Source organism: Bradyrhizobium macuxiense, from assembly GCF_007993935.1.
In the GTDB taxonomy this organism is placed as follows: Bacteria; Pseudomonadota; Alphaproteobacteria; order Rhizobiales; family Xanthobacteraceae; genus Bradyrhizobium; species Bradyrhizobium macuxiense_A.
The window spans coordinates 140,451-157,786 of record NZ_VITY01000019.1 but is presented as its reverse complement, the minus strand read 5'-3'; the positions used below and the strand labels follow the sequence as shown (position 1 = coordinate 157,786).

The following is a 17,336-nucleotide window of genomic DNA, read 5'->3' as shown; positions in this document are numbered from 1 at the left end:
GCGAAAGCAGGGATCCATAACCACAGGATTGAGTCGTTGAGACGCGCTGGAGCCACAGCCGCGCAAACCAATATCGATCGGTGGCTATGGGTCCCTGCTTTCGCAGGGACGACATCGGGTATGCGGCACGTTTGCGCGGCTTGTTCGGTGTCATCACCCGCGCATGCGGGTGATCCAGCATTCCCGAGGCGGCTGTGGTTGAGCCGAGGGGCCGCGGCGTACTGGATCGCCCGGTCCCGCCTCCGCCAAGGCTTCGGCGCGGCCCCGAATCCCCTTGATAGGCGCGTTTCTGCGCGACCTATGGTCAGTGCGTATGCCCCAAAATAATAGGAACGGATCGGTAATGGCCTGATTGGGCTTTCATATCCATTCCGCGGAACGCCTTCGGAGCGTTACCTACTCACTGCGGACCTGCCCGACCGATCGGGCGAAAGGTTGCGCATCGTGGACAATCCTCTTCGTAACGATCTCCTGGCGCTTCTGCCTCGTCGGGACCTGCAGTCACTGACGGCGAAGTCGGACGTCGTGAGGTTCACCCAAGGCGACGTCGTCCAAAAGGAGCGCGAGGAAGTCACGGACATCTACTTCCCGTTATCGGGCATGCTCTCGCTCCTGGTTGTCCTGAGAGACGGGCGGATGGCTGAGACTTCGGTCGTCGGGCGAGAAGGCTTGATCGGTGCCCGCGCAGGCCTTGGCTCGCAGGTATCGCTGGTCCGCATCGTCGCTCAATTGCCCGTGCGCGCCTTGAGGATTTCGATGGAGGACTTCCGGGCGATCCTGGCAAGCAGTAGCGCGATGGCGGAAATATGCCTCAAGAATGCTGACATATTGCTCGACCAAGCCCGGATTACCGCGGCCTGCAACTCACTCCACCTTGTTGAGGAGCGGTTCTGCCGCTGGCTGCTTCACACGGCGGACCGGGCAGAGAGCGATCAGTTCGACCTTAAGCAGGAATTACTCTCCCAGATGCTCGGAGTGCGCCGCACCACCATCACGGATACTGCGAAAGATATTCAAAAGCGGGGCGCGATCACCTATTCGCGCGGGAAGCTGCAGATATTGAATCGCCGCCTTCTGCTGGCCAATTCGTGCGAGTGCTACGAGCTGCTGAAGCGAGCCGGTTCCTGATTGTTTTGCCCTTCCCCCGCAGAATTGAGTCGACAACCCGACATATCGGGAATCTACTGACCCCATCACTGCACCGCCCTCGGCAACCATCAGTGATGAGAACGCCAGTTGCGCTCCCGCCCGATTCAGGGGAGCTGCGCCATGCAGAAGCGACGTCGTTTCGAGCAAACCAAAACACTTCGAGATCGCCTCATCTGTTACGCGCGGCAAGCGCGCGAGTATGCTGCTGTGCTCCCGCCCTGCCCCAGGAAGGAGGATCTGCTCCGCAAGGCGCGGCAAGCTGATACGGCAGCGCATCTCGACGAGTGGCTCAGCTCGCCTGGACTGCAGCCGCCGAGATAGTCATGAACGAGAGAAAATCTTCCGTCTTCACGGTTTCGGGCGCCGGGCTTTCCTCAACGTCGGTCATCGTTCTCGATCTCACGGACGAGGAAGCCGCGCTCGACGCCGGGCGCCGGATTGCGGCACTCACCGGACGGACGCTCACCGTCCGGAATGAGGAGGGTCTGCCTCTCGCGACATTCGAGGGCGCGCGCAAAAATTAGGAACCTCTTTTGGTTCCAAACATTTTATCGCTATGCCACGATTCTATTTCGACTTCCACGACGACGGCGGGACCTCGGTCGATGAGACCGGCGCGGTATTCCCGAGCCGGGAAGCAGCGAAACGAGAGGCGCTGGAGACACTCGGCGTCGTTGCTCGCGATTTTGGCTATCGACACGCGCAAGGCCGTGTCGCAATCCAGATCCGGGACGACGACGCTCCGCCTTTTCTCGAAGTTGTCGTCACGTTTGAAGCCAGGCCTCTTGGTAAATAGGGATATCTGGTTCCCAGCCAGCTTTCCGCGACGCAATCGCTTGCGACGTGATGGCCGGAGGAGCGATAGAGGCAATGGCGATAGAGGCGATAGCGACAGAGGCAGCAGCGGCTCGTGTGTCGGATTTCCGACTTATAGCAACCTTCCCTCGGCCAAGCCGTTTGCCCCCATCACCGACCAAGGCATGGCCCGTGGGCGTCGGTGACTGAGAGACCAAGAGTGCTCCCGCCTGCATCAACAAGGGAGCAGCGTCATGACCAAGCGTCGTCGTCGCGTGCGCCAAATCCAGTCGCTGGAAGAACGCCTTGCCCAACAGGCAAACGATCTGCGCGAGGAGGCGAACGCCCTTCCTCTCGGCCCCAAGCGCGATGCGCTGCTCCGCAGGGCTCGTCAGGACGAGATGGCCGCAGAGATGACCGAGTGGCTGACTTCGCCGGCCTAACGCCGCCGATTGCGGGAAGCATCCGGATCAGCAGAAAGCGCACCGACCGATTGAAGATGGGCGAGCCCGAAATGCCAGTCGACGAGATCGAATATCAGGGGTATCGACTAACCATCGTCGAGCAGCGCGGCGGCGGCTATCTGGTCGAAATCACACCCCTTGCCGGCGGTCCAACGATCAGGACGCAGACCTTCCAAAGCACCCAGGAGGCGATCGCCAGGGCCAAGGCCACCGTTGCGAAGCATCCCGTCACGCGATGAGCTGCGTTGGCGCGGCTGATACAGATCGAAAACTTGCACCCAATAGACAACACGCTGTTGGCGCGCGCCGAGAGCCGTCAGCTACTCCGGTTGAGACCACCGGCGAACAGAAATTAGGAGGCCCCGTTTGGAACCAAGGGGAACAGCGGGAGTCGACTCGAAGCTCCCGACTTCAGCCCCCAAGCCCATCGGGAGTAGTGATCCCTGGCGTTGTGAAACCTCCGGCGCCGGGGGTCGCTGGTTGACCGGACAGACCGGGCATCCCGAACAGAAGCAAGCGATCTGCGACTCGAACAGAGGCAGCCTTATTGCCTTGGATGACGGGTTTCGAAAATGAAGGCAGCCTTGAATACGGGGCCGCCTTCCGTCCGCACCTCGATTGCAACGTCGTGCCGGTCGTCCAGCGCCGCAAGGTCCCTCGCCAGTTCGCCGAGGGTGCGGGCGGCTTCCATCTCGGCGGACCTTTGATCCGCAAATTCCAAGCCCTCTTCATCCGGATAGAGCCCGGTGCCATCCCTGATATCGAAGAAATAGCGCACCATACGATCGCCTCCGTCATGGTCGGCGGCCACGGTCAACAACTGGAATCACAGGGAAACCGTTCCTAGCTGGGTGGCAACCGCCACTGGCTCATGTGAACTGCGACGCGCCCGATCCTGCTAGCGCCCGTGGAGCACTGCGCGTTGCGCCTCCCCCAAAGGTCGCGCCGGTCATCCCGCTGCAGCGTCTGACCGGGTCCCGACGGCGTCGAGCTGCCGCCCCTCGTGATCCATATGCAGGTAGTTCGGATTGAACAGGCCCGCACTCATCAGCCGGTCGAGGTTGGGGACGGACAGGGTCTTGCCCTTGAGCACGATCAGTCCTTCGGCGCGCAGCTCCTGCAGGGTCCGGTTGACGTGGACCTTGGAAAGCCCGGTGGCGTCGGCGAGATCGCCCTGGGTCAGCGGGAAGTCGCAGCTGTCGCCCTGGGTCAGGCCTGCGAGACGCAGCCGAAGCCAGATCTCGCACAGCAGATGGGCGATCCGCTCCAGCGCCGTACGCTGACCGAGGCTCATGGTCCATTCGCGCTGGATCGCGGCATTGACCAGAGTTTCCCACCAGAACGCAGTGACGATGCGCGGATGTTCGGCTGCGACCTTGTCGAAGAACTCGCGCGAGAGATCGGCGATCGACACCGCGGTGATGGTGCCGATCGAATGATCCATCTCGCGCAGGATAAAGACATTCACGTCGCAGATGTCGCCGGGCAGGAAGAACGACACCACCTGGCGCCGGCCGTCCTCGAGCTGCTTGTAGCGATAGGCCCAGCCGGACAGGATTAGATGGACATCCTTCGGCTTCTCGCCTTCACGGACGATATCGACGCGCGGTGCGAAATGGCGGACACGCTCCGTCGCCGCGCGATTGAGAATGACGTGGTCGACCGGCGAAAGCCGTACAAACTGCTCCAATTTCCGGACTAGCGACGCCAACGACATTGATCTCCCCGCATGTTTAATCGGGTAACTGCCGGGCCGTTTTCAATAACGTATGTTACATTGCACAGCTATTGACGTATGTGCACTAGTGTACTGACGCCGGAAGACGCGACGGTTATTGTCCTCATGCGCCGTATAGTTCGGTCGCTGTCAGGGCATCGCCGCCGTTGGCGTCCCAAGAGCCTTGCAAGGGGGAGCCTGCAAAGAGCGAGCCTCGCAGGAGCCGTCGTCGCTCAGACGAGCGGCACACCGTAGTAATCGTTCACCGCCCGCGTGGTGCCGATGTCGGCCCAATTCCAGTCCCGCTCACTGCCGTATTTCGGCGCGCCGCGCAGCTGGCTCTCGGTCACGCCAGTGACATAGCCACCGAGCCGCGTGTCGTATTTGAGCGATTGCCAGGGCAGCGGATAGTGGTCGTTGCCGAGTCCGAGGATGCCGCCGAAGCCGAGCACGGCATAGGACACCCGGCCGCTCTTCTTGTCGATCATCACGCGCTCGATCGAGCCGATCTTGCGCTCGTCCGATCCATAGACCGCGGTGCCTTCGACCTTGTCGCTGCCGATCAGGTTCCCGAGCTCCCTCTCGTCCATCGCCATATCATTCTCCATCGATCTCCCCGGGCCAACGGTGGAGCAGGGTCTTCGTTCCTGTCAGGTTGCCGCAGTTGCTGCACAGCAAAACACGGTTCAGCCGCGGTCGGGGGATCTCCGCGATCATCAGCCGTCATGCCGGATCCCGGAGTTTTGTCCGCGTCGTTCAACTTCGGATCGCGCGTCGCTTCGGGCTTTGCCGGCTTTCGCCGATCCGTCTTGTGGGCGGTCTGCGCGCGCGCCTTGTCGGCCGGCTGCTCCTGGCCCTTGTCGTCCTTCACGATGCCGTGGTTCGAATGTGCCATTGCTCGTCTCCCTTGGTTCGTTTCCCTTGGTTGGTATCCTTTGACTCAATTGCCTGAAGCGATGCGGGCCCCGGCGATGCAATTCGCCGAGGCCCGTCACCGGATTGGTCCACTGCCTTCGGGGAGCAAGCAGCGAACGTGTGAGCGTTACGCATGGCGCCGAAGATCGTTCCTGCGGTGCTGACGGCGATTTCGTTTAAGCCGATGTCATGGGTTAACGACGCCCTCCAGGGAACATGCCTAGTATTGCTGGTTCCAGCGAGGAGGCGGCATGATCAAGAAGAAGCGCAACAGGTCACGACCTCCCGGATCATTCGAGGAACGCCTGCAAAAATTCGCCGAGGATTCGCGCATCGCAGCACGCAAGCTGCCGCCGGGGCGGGAGCGCGAAACGCTGATGAAGAAGGCCAGACAGAGCGAGACCGTGATGGAAGTCAGCGAGTCGCTGACACTCCGCAAATAGCCGCAAGGCCGGAGCAAGCTGCGATGGGAGAGCCGCGATGATCGAGGAACGATTTGACTCACGTACGCTCGCCGCCATGAATTTTGCGCTCGAACGCGTCTGCGCCAACGCGCTTCACGGCGAGGAACATGACACCCGCAGGCGCGTTGCCAGATACATCATCAAATGCGCCAAGAGCGGCAGGACGACGCTCTCCGAGCTCACCCAAGCCGGACAGCAGGCGCTGGCCAAGGTCACCGCGGTGGCGGGATAATCGGCACAACCTGCCTTGCCTGCGACCTGCCTCGCAGCCTGCCGTGCTCCTGGCCTTCAGGAAAGGCAGAACCCCATGCGCATTGCAATCAGCATCGGCCTGCTGGTCTTCCTGGTCGCCGTCGGCGTCTACGCCTATGAAGGACTCGCTGTAGACGCTCCGGTGCCGACCTACGGCATCGTCATGTTCACGATCGGAATTGCGGTTCTGGCCACGGTCTGCGTCGGCCTGATGGGCCTCTTGTTCTATTCCAGCCGCCGCGGCTACGACGAGCCGCCACACGTGAAGCGGTAGGTGGTTTCGAGGAAGGCTTAGCTCCGCGATGTCCGTCCCGTCATCCTGAGGAGCGCGTAGCGCGTCTCGAAGGATGGACGGCCATCAGCGGGGCCGATTCATCCTTCGAGGCTCGCTCCGCTCGCACCTCAGGATGACGGTACGCATTCCATCCCCGCGTCATTGCGAGCGAAGCGAAGCAATCCATCGTGCCGCAAGTTCAGATATGGATTGCGTCGTCGCTTCGCTCCTCGCAATGACGGCGGAGAGCGCCTGCCCCGTTCAACGCGACGCCGCCGCCGGCACCCGCGCGCGAATCTCGGCGATCTTGCGCTTCAGCGACGCCTGCCGCGGATCGGGCATGATGGCGGCGCGGGCCTCGGTGATGGCGCCGGCAAGGTCGGCAAGCGCGAGCGCGCCGTCGAAGGTCGGCTTGACCAACCCGTCGATGATCACGTGCCAATCCGCGATGCCCTGGCGATAGGGATCGCCGTAACCCTGGATCATGGTCGCGGTCTCGACGATGGCCGGGGCTGCGGCCGGCTGCTTGGTCAGGCTGCGGTCGATCATGTGCAGCCAGCGCTCGACCCAGACGCGCTCCTTGGCATAGCGCCCCGAGAACAGCCGCCAGCGCTTCAGGCCCGCCTCGATCCTGAGCCGGCGAACGCTGAAGCGGGTGTTGGCGCTGAAGCGGATCGAGACCCGGCGACGGCGCCAGCCGAACTGATCGAGCACGCCGAGGACCGGATCGGCCACCATCTCGGGCAAGGCGTCGATCAGCTCGTCGAGGCGCAGCTTCTTGACGTCGTCGGCGGAGCGCGCCGCAAGGCCGCCCGCCGCATTGACTTCGCCGAGCTTGAGCTGCGCGATGCGGATCGCATCCTCATAGGCCATGCGCTCGGCCATCAGCCGCGCGATCTCGGCAAGCAGGGTGTCGTCAACGCCGCGGCGCCCGACGAAGCGCTTGAGCCGGTCGATATAGAGCTGGGCGTAGCTCGTGCTCTGATAGACGATCAACAGGTGGATGGCCGCGGTGACCGCCGGCCCGAGATGGTCCGGGCAGGCCTCGGGCAGCACCGGCGGCCCCTCGTCCTCATCGCCGATGATATCGGCAAACAGGTAACGGAGCGAAGCCAGCAGACTGTCGTCATCCGGCACTGCGACGCCTCCAGAACTGGTCGTGGGGCTCATGCAGGTTTTGGCTCCGCGACCTGCGGGGTGGCGTGGTGCGCGAGCCGCTGCTCGAGCGTCGCGATGTTCTCGAACAGGCGGGCGCTGAACAGACGCAGCAGGTAGAAGCCGAACGCCGGGTTCTGGACGTAGAGCTGCTCGACCTGGTCATAGGTCACCGACAGCACCATGCCGGTTTCGACGCATTCCAGCGTCTGGGTTCGCGTGTTCGACGGCGACAGCATGCCGAACTCGCCGACGAGGGCGCCGACCGGGAGCTCGATGCCCGATTCGACCAGGCGGAAGCGGCCGCTGACGATGTAGAACATGCTGTCGGCCTTCTCGTCCTTGTAGAACAGGACCTCGCCCGCGGTGCATTTGCGCTCCGTCGTGAACGGCCGCAGCCAATCCATCGACAGATCGCTGTTGACCGATTTCTTCACGTTGCGGACCAGTTGCAGCATCTGGTGCAGACGATAGGTGTTCACCGGCAGCAGGACGGCATGCAGGATCAGCGTCGCGTAATTGTGGGTCGGGACCGCGGTCGCGATCAGGATGATGTTGGTCAGGATGGCGAAGACGCGCAACGGGATCATGGTCCGCATCGACAGCGTCGCGACCACGAAGATCGATGCGAAGAAACTGCCGGCGGCGCCGGCGTGCTCCGCGAGATGTGAGGTATCCATCGGAAACCAACCAATTCTCAAGAAGTGTACAAGATCGCCCTATTAGTCGCTTCATTCCTGCCGAGGTTGCCTGCCCTCGCGTCGGCGGCCAGCATCCCTGATATACGGGGAAAAAGCGATGATTTGTCTGATTTCTCACATTCGCGGGCGCAAAAACGGGCCAACATGGTTAGGCCATTTGTCCAGCATATGGGACTTCGCCGCGATCATGCCGTCGCGGCCTGCGCGTTGACGGCCTCAACCGGGAGAGGCAGTTTGTGACACAGGCTCCGCCGCTCGCAGGGCCTTGATTCCAGCAGTTCAGCGACAGGCAAGCTCCGTTCCGATGTCCAAGCCGCTCGTCCTTCCGGCCTTGACGCGCTTCGTTTCCGCCACCGCCGGCCGCAACATGACCACGGCGGCCTATGTCGCGGTCACGGTCGGCGTCGCCATGATGACGCTGCTGACGGTCGCGCCGGCCTATGACGCGGTGCCGCACTGGGTCGATGCGCTGCTGTGGGCCTGCCTTGCCTATTTCGTGTTCGAATGGCTGGTGCGGCTGCGTCACATGCGGCGGCAGGACAAGTTCTGGTTCTACCAGCTGTCCAGCGCCGGCATCGTCGATGCGATCGGCGCACTGGCGGTGCCGCTGGCGCTGCTCGCCGGCCTCGAGCCGAAGACCGCATGGCTGCTCGGCGTGCTCTGGGTGCTCAAGGTGGTGCCCGGCATTCCCGGCCTGCGCCAGCTCCGCCGCGTGCTGGTGGTCGAATCCGGCCCGCTGCTCAGCGTGCTCGTGATCTTCCTGATGGTGGTGTTCCTGGCCTCGGTCGCCGAATACTTCCTGGAGCGGGACGTCCAGCCGCAAACCTTCGGCAGCGTGCCGGCGGCGCTGTGGTGGGCGGTGGTGACGCTGACCACGACCGGCTATGGCGACGTGGTGCCGATCACCCCGCTCGGCCGCATGGTCGCCGCCATGGTGATGATCTCGGGCCTCGGCGTGTTCGGGCTGTGGACCGGTATTCTGGCGACCGGCTTTGCCAACGAAACCCGCCGCGACAATTTCCTGAAAACCTGGGAGACCGTCAGCAAGGTGCCGTTCTTCGCGCATCTCGGCCCCGCCGCGATCGCCGACGTCACCCAGGTGCTGCGGACCATCGACCTGCCGCCGCGCACCATGATCATCCGCAAGGACACCAATGGCGACTGCATGTATTTCGTCGCCGCCGGCGAGGTCGAGGTCGACCTGCCCGGACGCAAGGTCAAGCTCGGCGAAGGCGCGTTCTTCGGCGAGATGGCGCTGCTCGGCAACGCCAAGCGCGGCGCCAGCGTCGCGACCAGCAAGGTGACCCGGCTGTTGGTGCTTGACCTGGTCGATTTCCGCCTGTTGATGGCAAGGCATCCCGATCTCGCCGAGACCATCGACGCCGAGGCGAAGCGGCGCGAACGTGAGAACCAATGATGGAGACCAAGATGGCTGATGCGGCCGACACCGCCAGCGGACCCGTGCTCGAAATTGCGGGCGCGCGCGCCACGATCCGCCTCAACCGGCCGAAGCATCTCAACCGCCTGCAGGCCGAGGACCTCGGCGAGCTCGTCCGCCTGTTCGACCGCATCGAGGCCGATCCTGCGATCCGGGTGCTGGTGCTGACCGGAACCGGCCGCGCATTCTCGGCGGGCTACGACCTCAACTCGGTGGCCGAGCGTGCGGTGAGCGCCAATGAGCAGCAGAGCGCGGGTTCGGCGTTCGAGGTCGTGGTCAACCGCCTCGAGGATTTGAGCGTGCCGACGATCTGCCGGCTCAATGGCGGCGTCTATGGCGGCTCGACCGATCTTGCGCTCGCCTGCGACTTCCGCATCGGCGTCGATACCGCCGAGATGTTCATGCCGGCGGCGCGGCTCGGCCTGCACTACTACAAGAGCGGTATCCAGCGCTACGTCACGCGGCTCGGCGTCGACAACGCCAAGATGCTGTTCCTGACCGCGCAGAAGATCACGGCGCCGGAGATGTTGCGGATCGGCTACCTCACCGCGATGGTGTCGCTCGACCTGCTCGACGAGGAGGTCGACAGGCTTGCGACGATCCTGGCCGGCAATGCGCCGAAGGCGATGGCCGGCATGAAGCGCGCGATCAACGAATTCGCCCGCGGCGAGCTGGATGAGGCCGCCGCCGACGCCCGCCACCGCGACAGCATGCGCGGCGACGAGATCAAGGAGGGCATCAAGGCCTTCACCGAGAAGCGGGCGCCGAGGTTTTAGCGCGGCGCATGGCGCTACCAATACCGTCACCCTGAGGTGCGAGCGGAGCGAGCCTCGAAGGGTCGACGGCCCAGCTGGTGGCCGTGCATCCTTCGAGACGCGCTACGCGGGGAGCACCTCACGCTCGCTTCGACCGCATCGCGCGGGTCTGCGTGATGTCAGGGTCGTGCGCCAGCGCCTGGTAGCGTTTGCTGTCGACGGCGTAGATCGCGATGCGGCCTTCGGCATCGGCGTGCACGCCCCAGCCGAAGCGTTTTCCGAGCGGCGAGGCGCGCATGCAGGCCTGGCCGCGGGAGAAGAAGATCTCCCTGGCGAGGCTACGCTCTTTCTTCGCGGCTTTCGCATCAAGCGCGCGGCCGGCCGACGACGTGGCGAACACCACGTCATCGGAGGTGTATTTGTAGGGCGCGCCTGAAATCATCCGGAATTGCAGCACGGCGACCGTCGGCTGGCCGCCGCGCGGCTGCGGCTCCTCGCCGCGCTGTGCCGGGCAATCCTCGGCGACGCGGATCAGGGTGTTGAAGCAGTTGGTGCTGTGCAGGACTTTCGCCATCGGCACGATCCGTATCACACTCCCACGGCGGCCGCATGCTGCGCCGCCATCTCATCGTCGGCCTTCGAGATCCGGACAAAAGCCGGGCGCGCGGTGATGCGTTCGGCGTAGCGGACGAAGACGTCCCTCTTCGGCACGATGCCGAACATCATGGTCCAGCTCAGCGCGACGCCCCACAGGATGTCGGCCGCCGTGATCTCATCGCCGAACAGATAGGGCCCCTTGGCGAGCTGCGCCTCGAGCGCACCCAGCATGGTGTCGTAATCGGCATAGGGCGACTGCGTGATCGGCGCCGGCACGCGCTTCATGAAATGGTCGATCACGGCGGGCTCAAATGAGGAGCCGTAATAGGCGATCCAGCGCAGATACGGGCCGCGGCGCGGGTCGTCCAGCGCCGGCGTCAGGCCGGCCTGCGGAAACAGATCGGCGAGATAGATGAAGATCGCAACCTGCTCGGTCACCAGCGCGTCGCCGTGGCGGATCGCCGGCACCTTGCCGAGCGGATTGATGGCGAGATAGGCGTCCTTGCGCTGCTCGCCCGCCTTCATGTTGAGGATGTGCAGGTCGTAGTGCGCGCCGAGTTCCTCCAGCAGCACGCGGGTGCCGGTGGCCCGGCTCTGCGGCGAGTAATACAGCGTGACGCGGTCGGTGGTTGCAGCGGTAGTCATGGGCAGGTCTCCTTGCGCCGACAGGGGCATGGCCTCCTTATGTCCGCCTATACCTGACATCCTGCGTCAGGTATGATTTTCCCATGCGCGCGAGCCGGCTGTTTTCCATCCTGACCACCCTGCAGGCGCGGGGACAGGTCACCGCGCCTGAGCTGGCGGAAGCCTGCGAAGTCTCGGTACGCACGATCTATCGCGACATCGACGCGCTCGCTGCCGCCGGCGTGCCGGTCTATGCCGATCGCGGCGCCGAGGGCGGCTACCGCCTGCTCGACGGCTACCGGGTGCGACTGAACGGCCTGTCGCAGGGCGAGGCCGAGGCGCTGTTCATGGCCGGGCTTCCGGGGCCCGCCGCCGCGCTCGGCCTCGATGCCGCGATGGCCGCGGCGCAGACCAAGCTGATGGCGGCGCTGCCGGAGAATTTGCGCTCCAACGCCAACCGATTGCAGCAGCGCTTCCACCTCGACGCGCCCAACTGGTTCGGCGAGTCTGAGGAGCCGAAGCATCTGCGCGCGATTGCCGGCGCGGTGCTGCGCGAAAACCTGATCGAGATCCGCTACCAGAGCTGGAAGGCCGAGAAGCGGCGGCGCGCGGCGCCGCTCGGCCTCGTGCTGAAGGGCGGCAGCTGGTATCTCGCGGGCCTCGTCGACGGCAATGTGCGCACCTACCGCGTCGCGCGCGTGCTGGATTGCACCGTCCTGGAGACGCCGTTCGCGCGGCCGGCGGACTTCGACCTCGCTTCCTATTGGCGCGCCTCGATCGAGCGGCTCGAGGCCGAGCTGCATCCGAACGAGGCCACGGTGCGGCTGTCGCCGCTCGGGTTGAAGCTGTTCGATGCGCTGGCGCATCCTTACGTGAAGGCGCGGATGCAGCTCGCCGATGGCACCGACGCCGACGGCTGGCATATCGCCACCATGCCGGTCGGCAAGACGGTGTGGCATGCCGCGACCGAGCTGCTGCGGCTCGGCGCCGAGGTCGAGGTGATCGCGCCCGACGGGCTGCGCGAGAAGATGGCAGAACTCACCGGCGCGATGGCCGCACGCTACGCCGATGCGCCGCCGCGCCGCGCGGCGGCAGGACGCAAGGGCTAGTACCGGCTGTCGGAGCTGATGACGAAGCGGTCGAGAAAATTGACCGGCAGGATCTCGAACTTGTCGAGCGTCAGCGTAATCCCGGTCACGAAATCGACGCCCTTGATCGTGCCCTGGAGATCGATCCGCCGGCCGCGGCGCAGGCCGCGTGTTTCCGGATGTTGCTCGACGTCGATATAGGCATAAATCGGGTTGTCGAGCCGCGAATGGCGGTGCCAGCCGCGTTGCAGAAAGCTGAATTGCAGCACCTGGCCCGCGCCCCAGTCGATCGCGTCGAAGAAGCGGGTCTTCCAGGCAACGGGCTGTCCCAGATAATGCGCGGCGATGAACGCGTCGCGATCGAGCGCAGGCAGGCGGTGCAGTTGCCAGCTGATCTCGGCCGGCGTCGGAGTGGCGTTATTCGCCATTGTTCTTCTTGGGTTTTTCTTGTCGCTTCTTCTTGTCCTCGGCGGGAGGATACATCCCGCCTTGAGGAAACTATACATCAACGAATGTGACAGTATCAGCCACAGTTGCGCGCGAGGTGCGGTAGCTGTTCACCTTGTGCGCATGGTCCGCATAGCCGAACGAGATACCGCAGACAACCCGGCGGTCGTCAGGCAGGTTGAAATGGCGGCGGATCAAGCCGGAATGGCGGGCGAGCGCGGCCTGCGGGATGGTGCCGAGCCCGAGCGCCTGCGCGGCCAGCATGAAGTTCGAGACATAGCCGCCGCAGTCGATCGCACCATAGATGCCGAGCGGCTCGTTGGTGTGGATGACGGCGACATGCGGCGCGCCGAAGAAATTGTAGTTCTCCAGGGCCTGCTTTGAATAGGCCGCCTTGTCGCCGCGCGCGATGCCGAGCGTGTTGTAGAGCTGGAAGCCGCTCTCGCGGCGCCGTTCCAGATAGACGCCGACATATTCGCGCGGCGGCGTGAAGTCGTGGTCGTCCTTGGCGCCGGACGCAGCCTCGGCATAGATCGCCTTGCGAAAGCGCTCCTTGGCCTCTCCGCTCGCAATCAGCACCTGCCAGGGCTGGCTGTTGCACCAGGACGCGGTGCGCTGCGCGACGCTGAGGATATGTTCGATGACGTCGCGCGGCACCTCGCGCGGCAGGAACGCGCGCACCGAGTAGCGCTCGTTGAGCAACTCCTCGAGCGCGCCAATGCGGTCCTCGGATGAATAGCGCGTGTTCGTTTTCGCATCCATGCTCAGCGCCCCTTGGTTGGGATCTTGTTGTAGGGCACGTCCTTGTCGACCCGGATATCACCCGGCAACCCGAGCACGCGCTCGGCGACGATGTTGCGCAGGATCTCGTCGGTGCCGCCGGCGATACGCATCGAGGGCGACGACAACAGCATCTGCTGGAACTGGCCGTTGGCCTGTTCCTCATCAGTGCCAGTGAGGCTGCCGGCGGCGCCCTCGAGGTCCATCGCGTAGGTCGCGATGTCCTGCAGCATCAGGCCGGAGACGAGCTTGCCGATGGAATTTTCCGGACCTGGCCGCTCGCCCTTGGACAGCGCCGAGATCGCGCGGTAGCTGGTGTATTTCAGCCCACTCGCCTTCACCGCCCAGCTCGCAAGCTTGGAGCGCACCGCCGGATCGTCGATCGCAAGGCCATCTTCCAGCATCAGGTTCGAGCAGAACTCGAACATCTCGGGCACGCCGGTCGCAAGGCGCGCACCGATCGACATGCGCTCGTTCATCAGCGTGGTCAGCGACACGCTCCAGCCTTCGCCGACGGCGCCAAGGCGCTGGCTGTCCGGGATCACGACGTCGGTGAAATAGACCTCGTTGAACTCCTGCATGCCGTTGGCCTGCTTGATCGGCCTGACCTCGACGCCGCGGCTCTTCATGTCGAGGAAGAACATCGTGAGGCCCTTGTGCTTCGGCACATTCGGATCGGTGCGCGCGATCAACAGGCCGTAGTCGGAGTAATGCGCGCCTGAGGTCCAGATCTTTTGGCCGTTGATGACCCAGTTGTCGCCCTTCTTCTCGGCGCGGGTGCGAAGCCCTGCGACGTCTGAGCCGGCCGACGGCTCGGAGAACAGCTGGCACCAGATCTCCTCGCCCGCAGCGAGCTTCGGCAGATAGCGGCGCTTGGCCTCCTCACTGCCCCAGGCCATCACGGTCGGGCCGCACATGCCTTCGCCGATCTGGAACGGCTGCGTCAGCTTGCCGTAGACGCCTTCTTCCTGCTGCCAGATCACGCGCTCGATCGGGGTGGCGCCGCGGCCGCCATATTCCTTCGGCCAGTGCAGGCAGGCCCAGCCGCCCTCCGCCTTCTTCTTCTGCCAGGCCTTGCCGACCTCGACCATGTTGTGCTTGGCGAGCCGGATGCGGCCGAGCGAGGACTTCGAGAGTTCCTCCTCGAATTCCTTCGGCGCGTTGGCGGCGATCCATTTGCGGGCAACGGCGCGGAATTCGGCTTCCTGCGGCGTGTCATCGAAATTCATGGCGAACCTCTCTCGTTGTTCCGGCGCCGTTACGCGCGGCCCTTGGTCGGGATCTTGTTGAAGGGAACGTCCTTGTCGACCCTGATGTCGCCGGGCAGACCCAGCACACGTTCGGCGATGATGTTGCGCATGATCTCGTCGGTGCCGCCCTCGACACGGGTGCCCGGCGCACGCAGCAGCATCGCCTGGAATTTGCCGGCGACCTCGGCATCCTCGGGCCCGCTCAAGGCGCCGGCTGCGCCCTGCAGATCGAGCGCGTAGGTCGCGACGTCCTGGATCATTGAGCCGGCGACCAGCTTGCCGATCGAGTTCTCCGGTCCCGGACGTTCGCCGCGGGAGAGCGCGGAGATCGCGCGCATGCTGGTGTATTTCAGCCCGCTCGCCTTCACCGCCCAGTTGGCGAGCTTGGAGCGCACCGCGCGGTTCTCGATCGCGGGACCATCTTCCAGCATCAGGCTGTTGCAGAAGTCGAACAGCTCGGGGAAGCCGGTGGCGACGCCGGCGCCGATCGACATCCGCTCGTTCATCAGCGTGGTCAGCGACACGTTCCAGCCGTCATTGACATTGCCGAGCCGCTGCGTGTCCGGAATCCGCACGTCGGTGAAATAGACTTCGTTGAAGTCGGACGCGCCGCTCGCCTGCTTGATCGGCCGCACCTCGACGCCCGGGCTCTTCATGTCCAGGAAGAACATGGTCAGGCCCTTGTGCTTCGCGACATCAGGATCGGTGCGGGTCAGCAGGATGCCGTAGTCGGAATAATGTGCGCCCGAGGTCCAGATCTTCTGGCCGTTGATGACCCATTCGTCGCCATGCTTCTCGGCGCGGGTGCGCAGGCCGGCGACGTCGGAGCCGCCGGCGGGCTCGGAGAACAGCTGGCACCAGATCTTCTCGCCGGAGGCGAGCGGCGGCAGATATTTCCGCTTCTGCTCCTCGCCAGCGAACGCCATCATGGTCGGGCCGCACATGCCGTGGCCGATGATGAACATCGAGCTCAGGCGGCCGAACGGGCCCTCCTCCTGCTGCCAGATCACACGCTCGATCGGCGACGCGCCGCGGCCGCCATACTCCTTCGGCCAATGCAGGCAGGCCCAGCCGGCGTCGGCCTTCTTCTTCTGCCAGGCCTTGGCGACCTCGAGGATGTTGGCGCCCTTGAGCGCGACGCGGCCGAGCGAGGCCTTGCGCAGCTCGTCCTCATACTGCTTCGGCGCATTGGCCGCGATCCAGGCTTTCGCCTCGGCGCGGAATGCGGCCTCCTGCGGGGTATCGTCGAAATTCATGACTGTACCTCGCTTACGCCGCGTTCTTCTTGCGCATGCGGTCGATCAGCGCGTCTTCCCAATAGGACAGGCTGCCGAGACCGAGCGCGACCGCATTGGCGCGGCGATAGTACATGTGGCAGTCGAACTCCCAGGTGAAGCCCATGCCGCCGTGAACCTGGATGTTGTTCTTGGCGCAGTGCTGGAACGCCTGCGTCGCGCTGATGCGCGCGGCGGCCGCCGCCTCCGGCAATTCCCCGGCATTGGTCGAGAGCGCCCAGGCGCCGTAGTAGCAGTTCGAGCGCGCCAGCGTCGCCGAGACATACATGTCGGCCAGCATGTGCTTGACCGCCTGGAACGAGCCGATCGGACGGCCGAACGCGATACGGTCGAGCGCGTAGTCGCGGCCCATCTCCAGCGCGCGGTCAGCACCGCCGACCTGCTCGAACGCGGTCAGCACGGCGGCACGATCCAGCACCTGGGTGATCACGCTCCAGCCCTCGCCGGCGGCGCCGAGCGGCTCGGCCTTGGCATCCTTGAAGGTGATCTCGGCCTGGCCACGGGTGAGGTCGATGTTGGTCAGCGGCTTCACCTCGACGCCGGCGCCCTTGAGGTCGACGATGAACAGCGAGATGTCGGACTCGCGTCCGCTCGAGCCGGTGCGCGCCGCGACCACGGCGAAATCGGCGATCGCGCCATCGGCGACCGGCTTCTTGACACCGTTGAGCACGCCGCCATTGGCCGTGACCTTGACCGCCTTCGGCGAGGGATTGCCCTTGCCTTCGAACAGCGCCAGCGTGCCGATGGCGTCGCCCGAGGCGATCTTCGGCAGCCATTTCTGCTTCTGTGCGTCGCTGCCCGCGATCAGGATCGCTTCGGCGGCGAGATAGACCGTCGAGGAGAACGGCACCGGCGCCAGCGCGCGGCCCATTTCCTCGGCGATCACGCAAAGCTCGAGATGGCCTGCGCCCGCGCCGCCGAACTGCTCAGGGATCGCGACACCGAGGAAGCCCATCTCGGCGAGGCCCTTCCACAGCGACTTGTCGTAAGGCGCCTTGCCGTCGAGCACCTCGCGCACGGCCTTCGGCGGGCACTGCTCGCTGAGGAACTTCCGCGCCTCGTCGCGCATCTGCTTCTGTTCGTCGGAGAAATCGAAATTCATGGCGTTTACCCGCGTTGCTGTTGTTTTTCGTAGGATGGGTGGAGCGAAGCGATACCCATCGGTTGTTTCGTCAG

At 64.4% G+C, this 17,336-nt stretch carries 23 protein-coding genes; 11 read left to right on the top strand and 12 right to left on the bottom strand.

The window, feature by feature from the left end:
• The first annotated feature begins 444 nt into the window (after positions 1 to 444).
• The 5 genes from FBZ93_RS36355 (at position 445) to FBZ93_RS36330 (ending at position 2,647) form a co-directional block, all read left to right on the top strand.
• Entirely contained in the window at positions 445 to 1,128 is a 684-nt protein-coding gene (locus FBZ93_RS36355) for a Crp/Fnr family transcriptional regulator (RefSeq protein ID WP_146992201.1), read from the top strand.
• Between the two features lie 344 nt (positions 1,129 to 1,472).
• On the top strand, positions 1,473 to 1,673 hold the full coding sequence (locus FBZ93_RS36345) for a hypothetical protein (protein WP_146992199.1): 201 nt from the start codon (positions 1,473 to 1,475) through the stop codon (positions 1,671 to 1,673).
• Between the two features lie 32 nt (positions 1,674 to 1,705).
• Positions 1,706 to 1,945 (top strand): DUF6894 family protein, encoded by a 240-nt coding sequence (locus FBZ93_RS36340; protein ID WP_146992198.1) that lies wholly within the window; start codon positions 1,706 to 1,708, stop codon positions 1,943 to 1,945.
• Between the two features lie 253 nt (positions 1,946 to 2,198).
• Positions 2,199 to 2,387: a hypothetical protein gene (locus tag FBZ93_RS36335; protein ID WP_146992197.1), complete on the top strand. Its 189-nt coding sequence runs from the start codon at positions 2,199 to 2,201 to the stop codon at positions 2,385 to 2,387.
• The gene (locus tag FBZ93_RS36330) at positions 2,366 to 2,647 is read left to right on the top strand and encodes a hypothetical protein (protein WP_146992196.1); all 282 of its coding nucleotides are present in this window, start codon (positions 2,366 to 2,368) and stop codon (positions 2,645 to 2,647) included. The genes FBZ93_RS36335 and FBZ93_RS36330 overlap by 22 nt, the downstream gene beginning before the upstream one ends.
• Before the next feature lie 305 nt (positions 2,648 to 2,952).
• Here the strand turns inward: FBZ93_RS36330 and FBZ93_RS36325 are convergent, their stop codons facing one another.
• The 3 genes from FBZ93_RS36325 to FBZ93_RS36315 all read right to left on the bottom strand — a co-directional run bounded on the left by FBZ93_RS36325 (position 2,953) and on the right by FBZ93_RS36315 (position 4,721).
• Complete coding sequence (locus FBZ93_RS36325) at positions 2,953 to 3,189, bottom strand: DUF6894 family protein (protein WP_146992195.1); 237 nt, start codon at positions 3,187 to 3,189, stop codon at positions 2,953 to 2,955.
• Between the two features lie 168 nt (positions 3,190 to 3,357).
• A complete protein-coding gene (locus FBZ93_RS36320; protein ID WP_146992194.1) occupies positions 3,358 to 4,119 on the bottom strand; it encodes a Crp/Fnr family transcriptional regulator in 762 nt (253 codons plus the stop codon).
• Positions 4,120 to 4,358: 239 nt separating this feature from the next.
• The gene (locus FBZ93_RS36315) at positions 4,359 to 4,721 is read right to left on the bottom strand and encodes a PRC-barrel domain-containing protein (protein ID WP_143201534.1); all 363 of its coding nucleotides are present in this window, start codon (positions 4,719 to 4,721) and stop codon (positions 4,359 to 4,361) included.
• A 570-nt stretch (positions 4,722 to 5,291) separates the two neighbouring features.
• Here FBZ93_RS36315 and FBZ93_RS36305 point away from each other — a divergent pair.
• From FBZ93_RS36305 to FBZ93_RS36295, 3 genes are all read left to right on the top strand, one after another.
• Positions 5,292 to 5,483 carry a hypothetical protein gene (locus FBZ93_RS36305; protein ID WP_146992193.1) on the top strand — a complete coding sequence of 64 codons (192 nt, stop codon included), beginning with the start codon at positions 5,292 to 5,294 and terminating at the stop codon, positions 5,481 to 5,483.
• 37 nt (positions 5,484 to 5,520) lie between these two features.
• Complete coding sequence (locus FBZ93_RS36300; RefSeq protein WP_146992192.1) at positions 5,521 to 5,736, top strand: hypothetical protein; 216 nt, start codon at positions 5,521 to 5,523, stop codon at positions 5,734 to 5,736.
• 75 nt (positions 5,737 to 5,811) lie between these two features.
• Entirely contained in the window at positions 5,812 to 6,030 is a 219-nt protein-coding gene (locus tag FBZ93_RS36295; protein ID WP_146992191.1) for a hypothetical protein, read from the top strand.
• A gap of 261 nt (positions 6,031 to 6,291) precedes the next feature.
• Here FBZ93_RS36295 and FBZ93_RS36290 read toward each other — a convergent pair whose 3' ends face one another.
• Together FBZ93_RS36290 and FBZ93_RS36285 are read right to left on the bottom strand one after the other, a co-directional pair.
• A complete protein-coding gene (locus FBZ93_RS36290; RefSeq protein WP_167529379.1) occupies positions 6,292 to 7,200 on the bottom strand; it encodes a DUF6537 domain-containing protein in 909 nt (302 codons plus the stop codon).
• Complete coding sequence (locus tag FBZ93_RS36285) at positions 7,197 to 7,865, bottom strand: Crp/Fnr family transcriptional regulator (RefSeq protein ID WP_146992190.1); 669 nt, start codon at positions 7,863 to 7,865, stop codon at positions 7,197 to 7,199. The genes FBZ93_RS36290 and FBZ93_RS36285 overlap by 4 nt, the downstream gene beginning before the upstream one ends.
• 325 nt (positions 7,866 to 8,190) lie before the next feature.
• Here FBZ93_RS36285 and FBZ93_RS36280 point away from each other — a divergent pair, with 325 nt between their 5' ends.
• Both FBZ93_RS36280 and FBZ93_RS36275 read left to right on the top strand, forming a co-directional pair.
• Positions 8,191 to 9,303, top strand: coding sequence for a cyclic nucleotide-gated ion channel (locus tag FBZ93_RS36280; RefSeq protein WP_146992189.1), 1,113 nt, complete (start codon positions 8,191 to 8,193; stop codon positions 9,301 to 9,303).
• An 11-nt stretch (positions 9,304 to 9,314) separates the two neighbouring features.
• Positions 9,315 to 10,100 carry an enoyl-CoA hydratase/isomerase family protein gene (locus FBZ93_RS36275; RefSeq protein ID WP_146992188.1) on the top strand — a complete coding sequence of 262 codons (786 nt, stop codon included), beginning with the start codon at positions 9,315 to 9,317 and terminating at the stop codon, positions 10,098 to 10,100.
• A gap of 118 nt (positions 10,101 to 10,218) precedes the next feature.
• Here the strand turns inward: FBZ93_RS36275 and FBZ93_RS36270 are convergent, their stop codons facing one another.
• Complete coding sequence (locus tag FBZ93_RS36270) at positions 10,219 to 10,653, bottom strand: DUF6157 family protein (RefSeq protein ID WP_146992187.1); 435 nt, start codon at positions 10,651 to 10,653, stop codon at positions 10,219 to 10,221.
• Positions 10,654 to 10,667: 14 nt separating this feature from the next.
• Positions 10,668 to 11,321 carry a glutathione S-transferase family protein gene (locus FBZ93_RS36265; protein ID WP_146992186.1) on the bottom strand — a complete coding sequence of 218 codons (654 nt, stop codon included), beginning with the start codon at positions 11,319 to 11,321 and terminating at the stop codon, positions 10,668 to 10,670.
• Positions 11,322 to 11,404: 83 nt separating this feature from the next.
• Between FBZ93_RS36265 and FBZ93_RS36260 the strand changes: the two genes are divergently transcribed.
• Complete coding sequence (locus FBZ93_RS36260; RefSeq protein WP_146992185.1) at positions 11,405 to 12,409, top strand: helix-turn-helix transcriptional regulator; 1,005 nt, start codon at positions 11,405 to 11,407, stop codon at positions 12,407 to 12,409.
• On the opposite strand, the gene FBZ93_RS36255 is transcribed toward FBZ93_RS36260, so the two are convergent.
• The 5 genes from FBZ93_RS36255 to FBZ93_RS36235 form a co-directional block, all read right to left on the bottom strand.
• Positions 12,406 to 12,816 carry a hypothetical protein gene (locus FBZ93_RS36255; protein WP_146992184.1) on the bottom strand — a complete coding sequence of 137 codons (411 nt, stop codon included), beginning with the start codon at positions 12,814 to 12,816 and terminating at the stop codon, positions 12,406 to 12,408. The genes FBZ93_RS36260 and FBZ93_RS36255 overlap by 4 nt on opposite strands.
• 70 nt (positions 12,817 to 12,886) lie before the next feature.
• Positions 12,887 to 13,597 (bottom strand): nitroreductase, encoded by a 711-nt coding sequence (locus FBZ93_RS36250; RefSeq protein ID WP_146992183.1) that lies wholly within the window; start codon positions 13,595 to 13,597, stop codon positions 12,887 to 12,889.
• A 2-nt stretch (positions 13,598 to 13,599) separates the two neighbouring features.
• Positions 13,600 to 14,844 (bottom strand): acyl-CoA dehydrogenase, encoded by a 1,245-nt coding sequence (locus tag FBZ93_RS36245; RefSeq protein WP_146992182.1) that lies wholly within the window; start codon positions 14,842 to 14,844, stop codon positions 13,600 to 13,602.
• Positions 14,845 to 14,873: 29 nt separating this feature from the next.
• Entirely contained in the window at positions 14,874 to 16,121 is a 1,248-nt protein-coding gene (locus FBZ93_RS36240; RefSeq protein ID WP_146992181.1) for an acyl-CoA dehydrogenase, read from the bottom strand.
• A gap of 13 nt (positions 16,122 to 16,134) precedes the next feature.
• Positions 16,135 to 17,262, bottom strand: a complete 1,128-nt coding sequence (locus FBZ93_RS36235; RefSeq protein ID WP_146992180.1) for an acyl-CoA dehydrogenase family protein — start codon at positions 17,260 to 17,262, stop codon at positions 16,135 to 16,137.
• Positions 17,263 to 17,336 lie beyond the last annotated feature (74 nt).

Excerpts from the sequence above, each read along its gene's own strand:
- FBZ93_RS36270 (WP_146992187.1), bottom strand. The coding sequence starts at position 10,653 with ATGGCGAAAGTCCTGCACAGCACCAACTGCTTCAACACCCTGATCCGC.
- FBZ93_RS36295 (WP_146992191.1), top strand. The coding sequence starts at position 5,812 with ATGCGCATTGCAATCAGCATCGGCCTGCTGGTCTTCCTGGTCGCCGTC.
- FBZ93_RS36315 (WP_143201534.1), bottom strand. The coding sequence starts at position 4,721 with ATGGCGATGGACGAGAGGGAGCTCGGGAACCTGATCGGCAGCGACAAG.
- FBZ93_RS36290 (WP_167529379.1), bottom strand. The coding sequence starts at position 7,200 with ATGAGCCCCACGACCAGTTCTGGAGGCGTCGCAGTGCCGGATGACGAC.
- FBZ93_RS36275 (WP_146992188.1), top strand. The coding sequence starts at position 9,315 with ATGGCTGATGCGGCCGACACCGCCAGCGGACCCGTGCTCGAAATTGCG.
- FBZ93_RS36260 (WP_146992185.1), top strand. The coding sequence starts at position 11,405 with ATGCGCGCGAGCCGGCTGTTTTCCATCCTGACCACCCTGCAGGCGCGG.
- FBZ93_RS36340 (WP_146992198.1), top strand. The coding sequence starts at position 1,706 with ATGCCACGATTCTATTTCGACTTCCACGACGACGGCGGGACCTCGGTC.
- FBZ93_RS36245 (WP_146992182.1), bottom strand. The coding sequence starts at position 14,844 with ATGAATTTCGATGACACGCCGCAGGAAGCCGAATTCCGCGCCGTTGCC.
- FBZ93_RS36265 (WP_146992186.1), bottom strand. The coding sequence starts at position 11,321 with ATGACTACCGCTGCAACCACCGACCGCGTCACGCTGTATTACTCGCCG.
- FBZ93_RS36235 (WP_146992180.1), bottom strand. The coding sequence starts at position 17,262 with ATGAATTTCGATTTCTCCGACGAACAGAAGCAGATGCGCGACGAGGCG.
- FBZ93_RS36300 (WP_146992192.1), top strand. The coding sequence starts at position 5,521 with ATGATCGAGGAACGATTTGACTCACGTACGCTCGCCGCCATGAATTTT.
- FBZ93_RS36250 (WP_146992183.1), bottom strand. The coding sequence starts at position 13,597 with ATGGATGCGAAAACGAACACGCGCTATTCATCCGAGGACCGCATTGGC.
- FBZ93_RS36280 (WP_146992189.1), top strand. The coding sequence starts at position 8,191 with ATGTCCAAGCCGCTCGTCCTTCCGGCCTTGACGCGCTTCGTTTCCGCC.
- FBZ93_RS36285 (WP_146992190.1), bottom strand. The coding sequence starts at position 7,865 with ATGGATACCTCACATCTCGCGGAGCACGCCGGCGCCGCCGGCAGTTTC.
- FBZ93_RS36335 (WP_146992197.1), top strand. The coding sequence starts at position 2,199 with ATGACCAAGCGTCGTCGTCGCGTGCGCCAAATCCAGTCGCTGGAAGAA.
- FBZ93_RS36240 (WP_146992181.1), bottom strand. The coding sequence starts at position 16,121 with ATGAATTTCGACGATACCCCGCAGGAGGCCGCATTCCGCGCCGAGGCG.
- FBZ93_RS36255 (WP_146992184.1), bottom strand. The coding sequence starts at position 12,816 with ATGGCGAATAACGCCACTCCGACGCCGGCCGAGATCAGCTGGCAACTG.
- FBZ93_RS36305 (WP_146992193.1), top strand. The coding sequence starts at position 5,292 with ATGATCAAGAAGAAGCGCAACAGGTCACGACCTCCCGGATCATTCGAG.
- FBZ93_RS36325 (WP_146992195.1), bottom strand. The coding sequence starts at position 3,189 with ATGGTGCGCTATTTCTTCGATATCAGGGATGGCACCGGGCTCTATCCG.
- FBZ93_RS36345 (WP_146992199.1), top strand. The coding sequence starts at position 1,473 with ATGAACGAGAGAAAATCTTCCGTCTTCACGGTTTCGGGCGCCGGGCTT.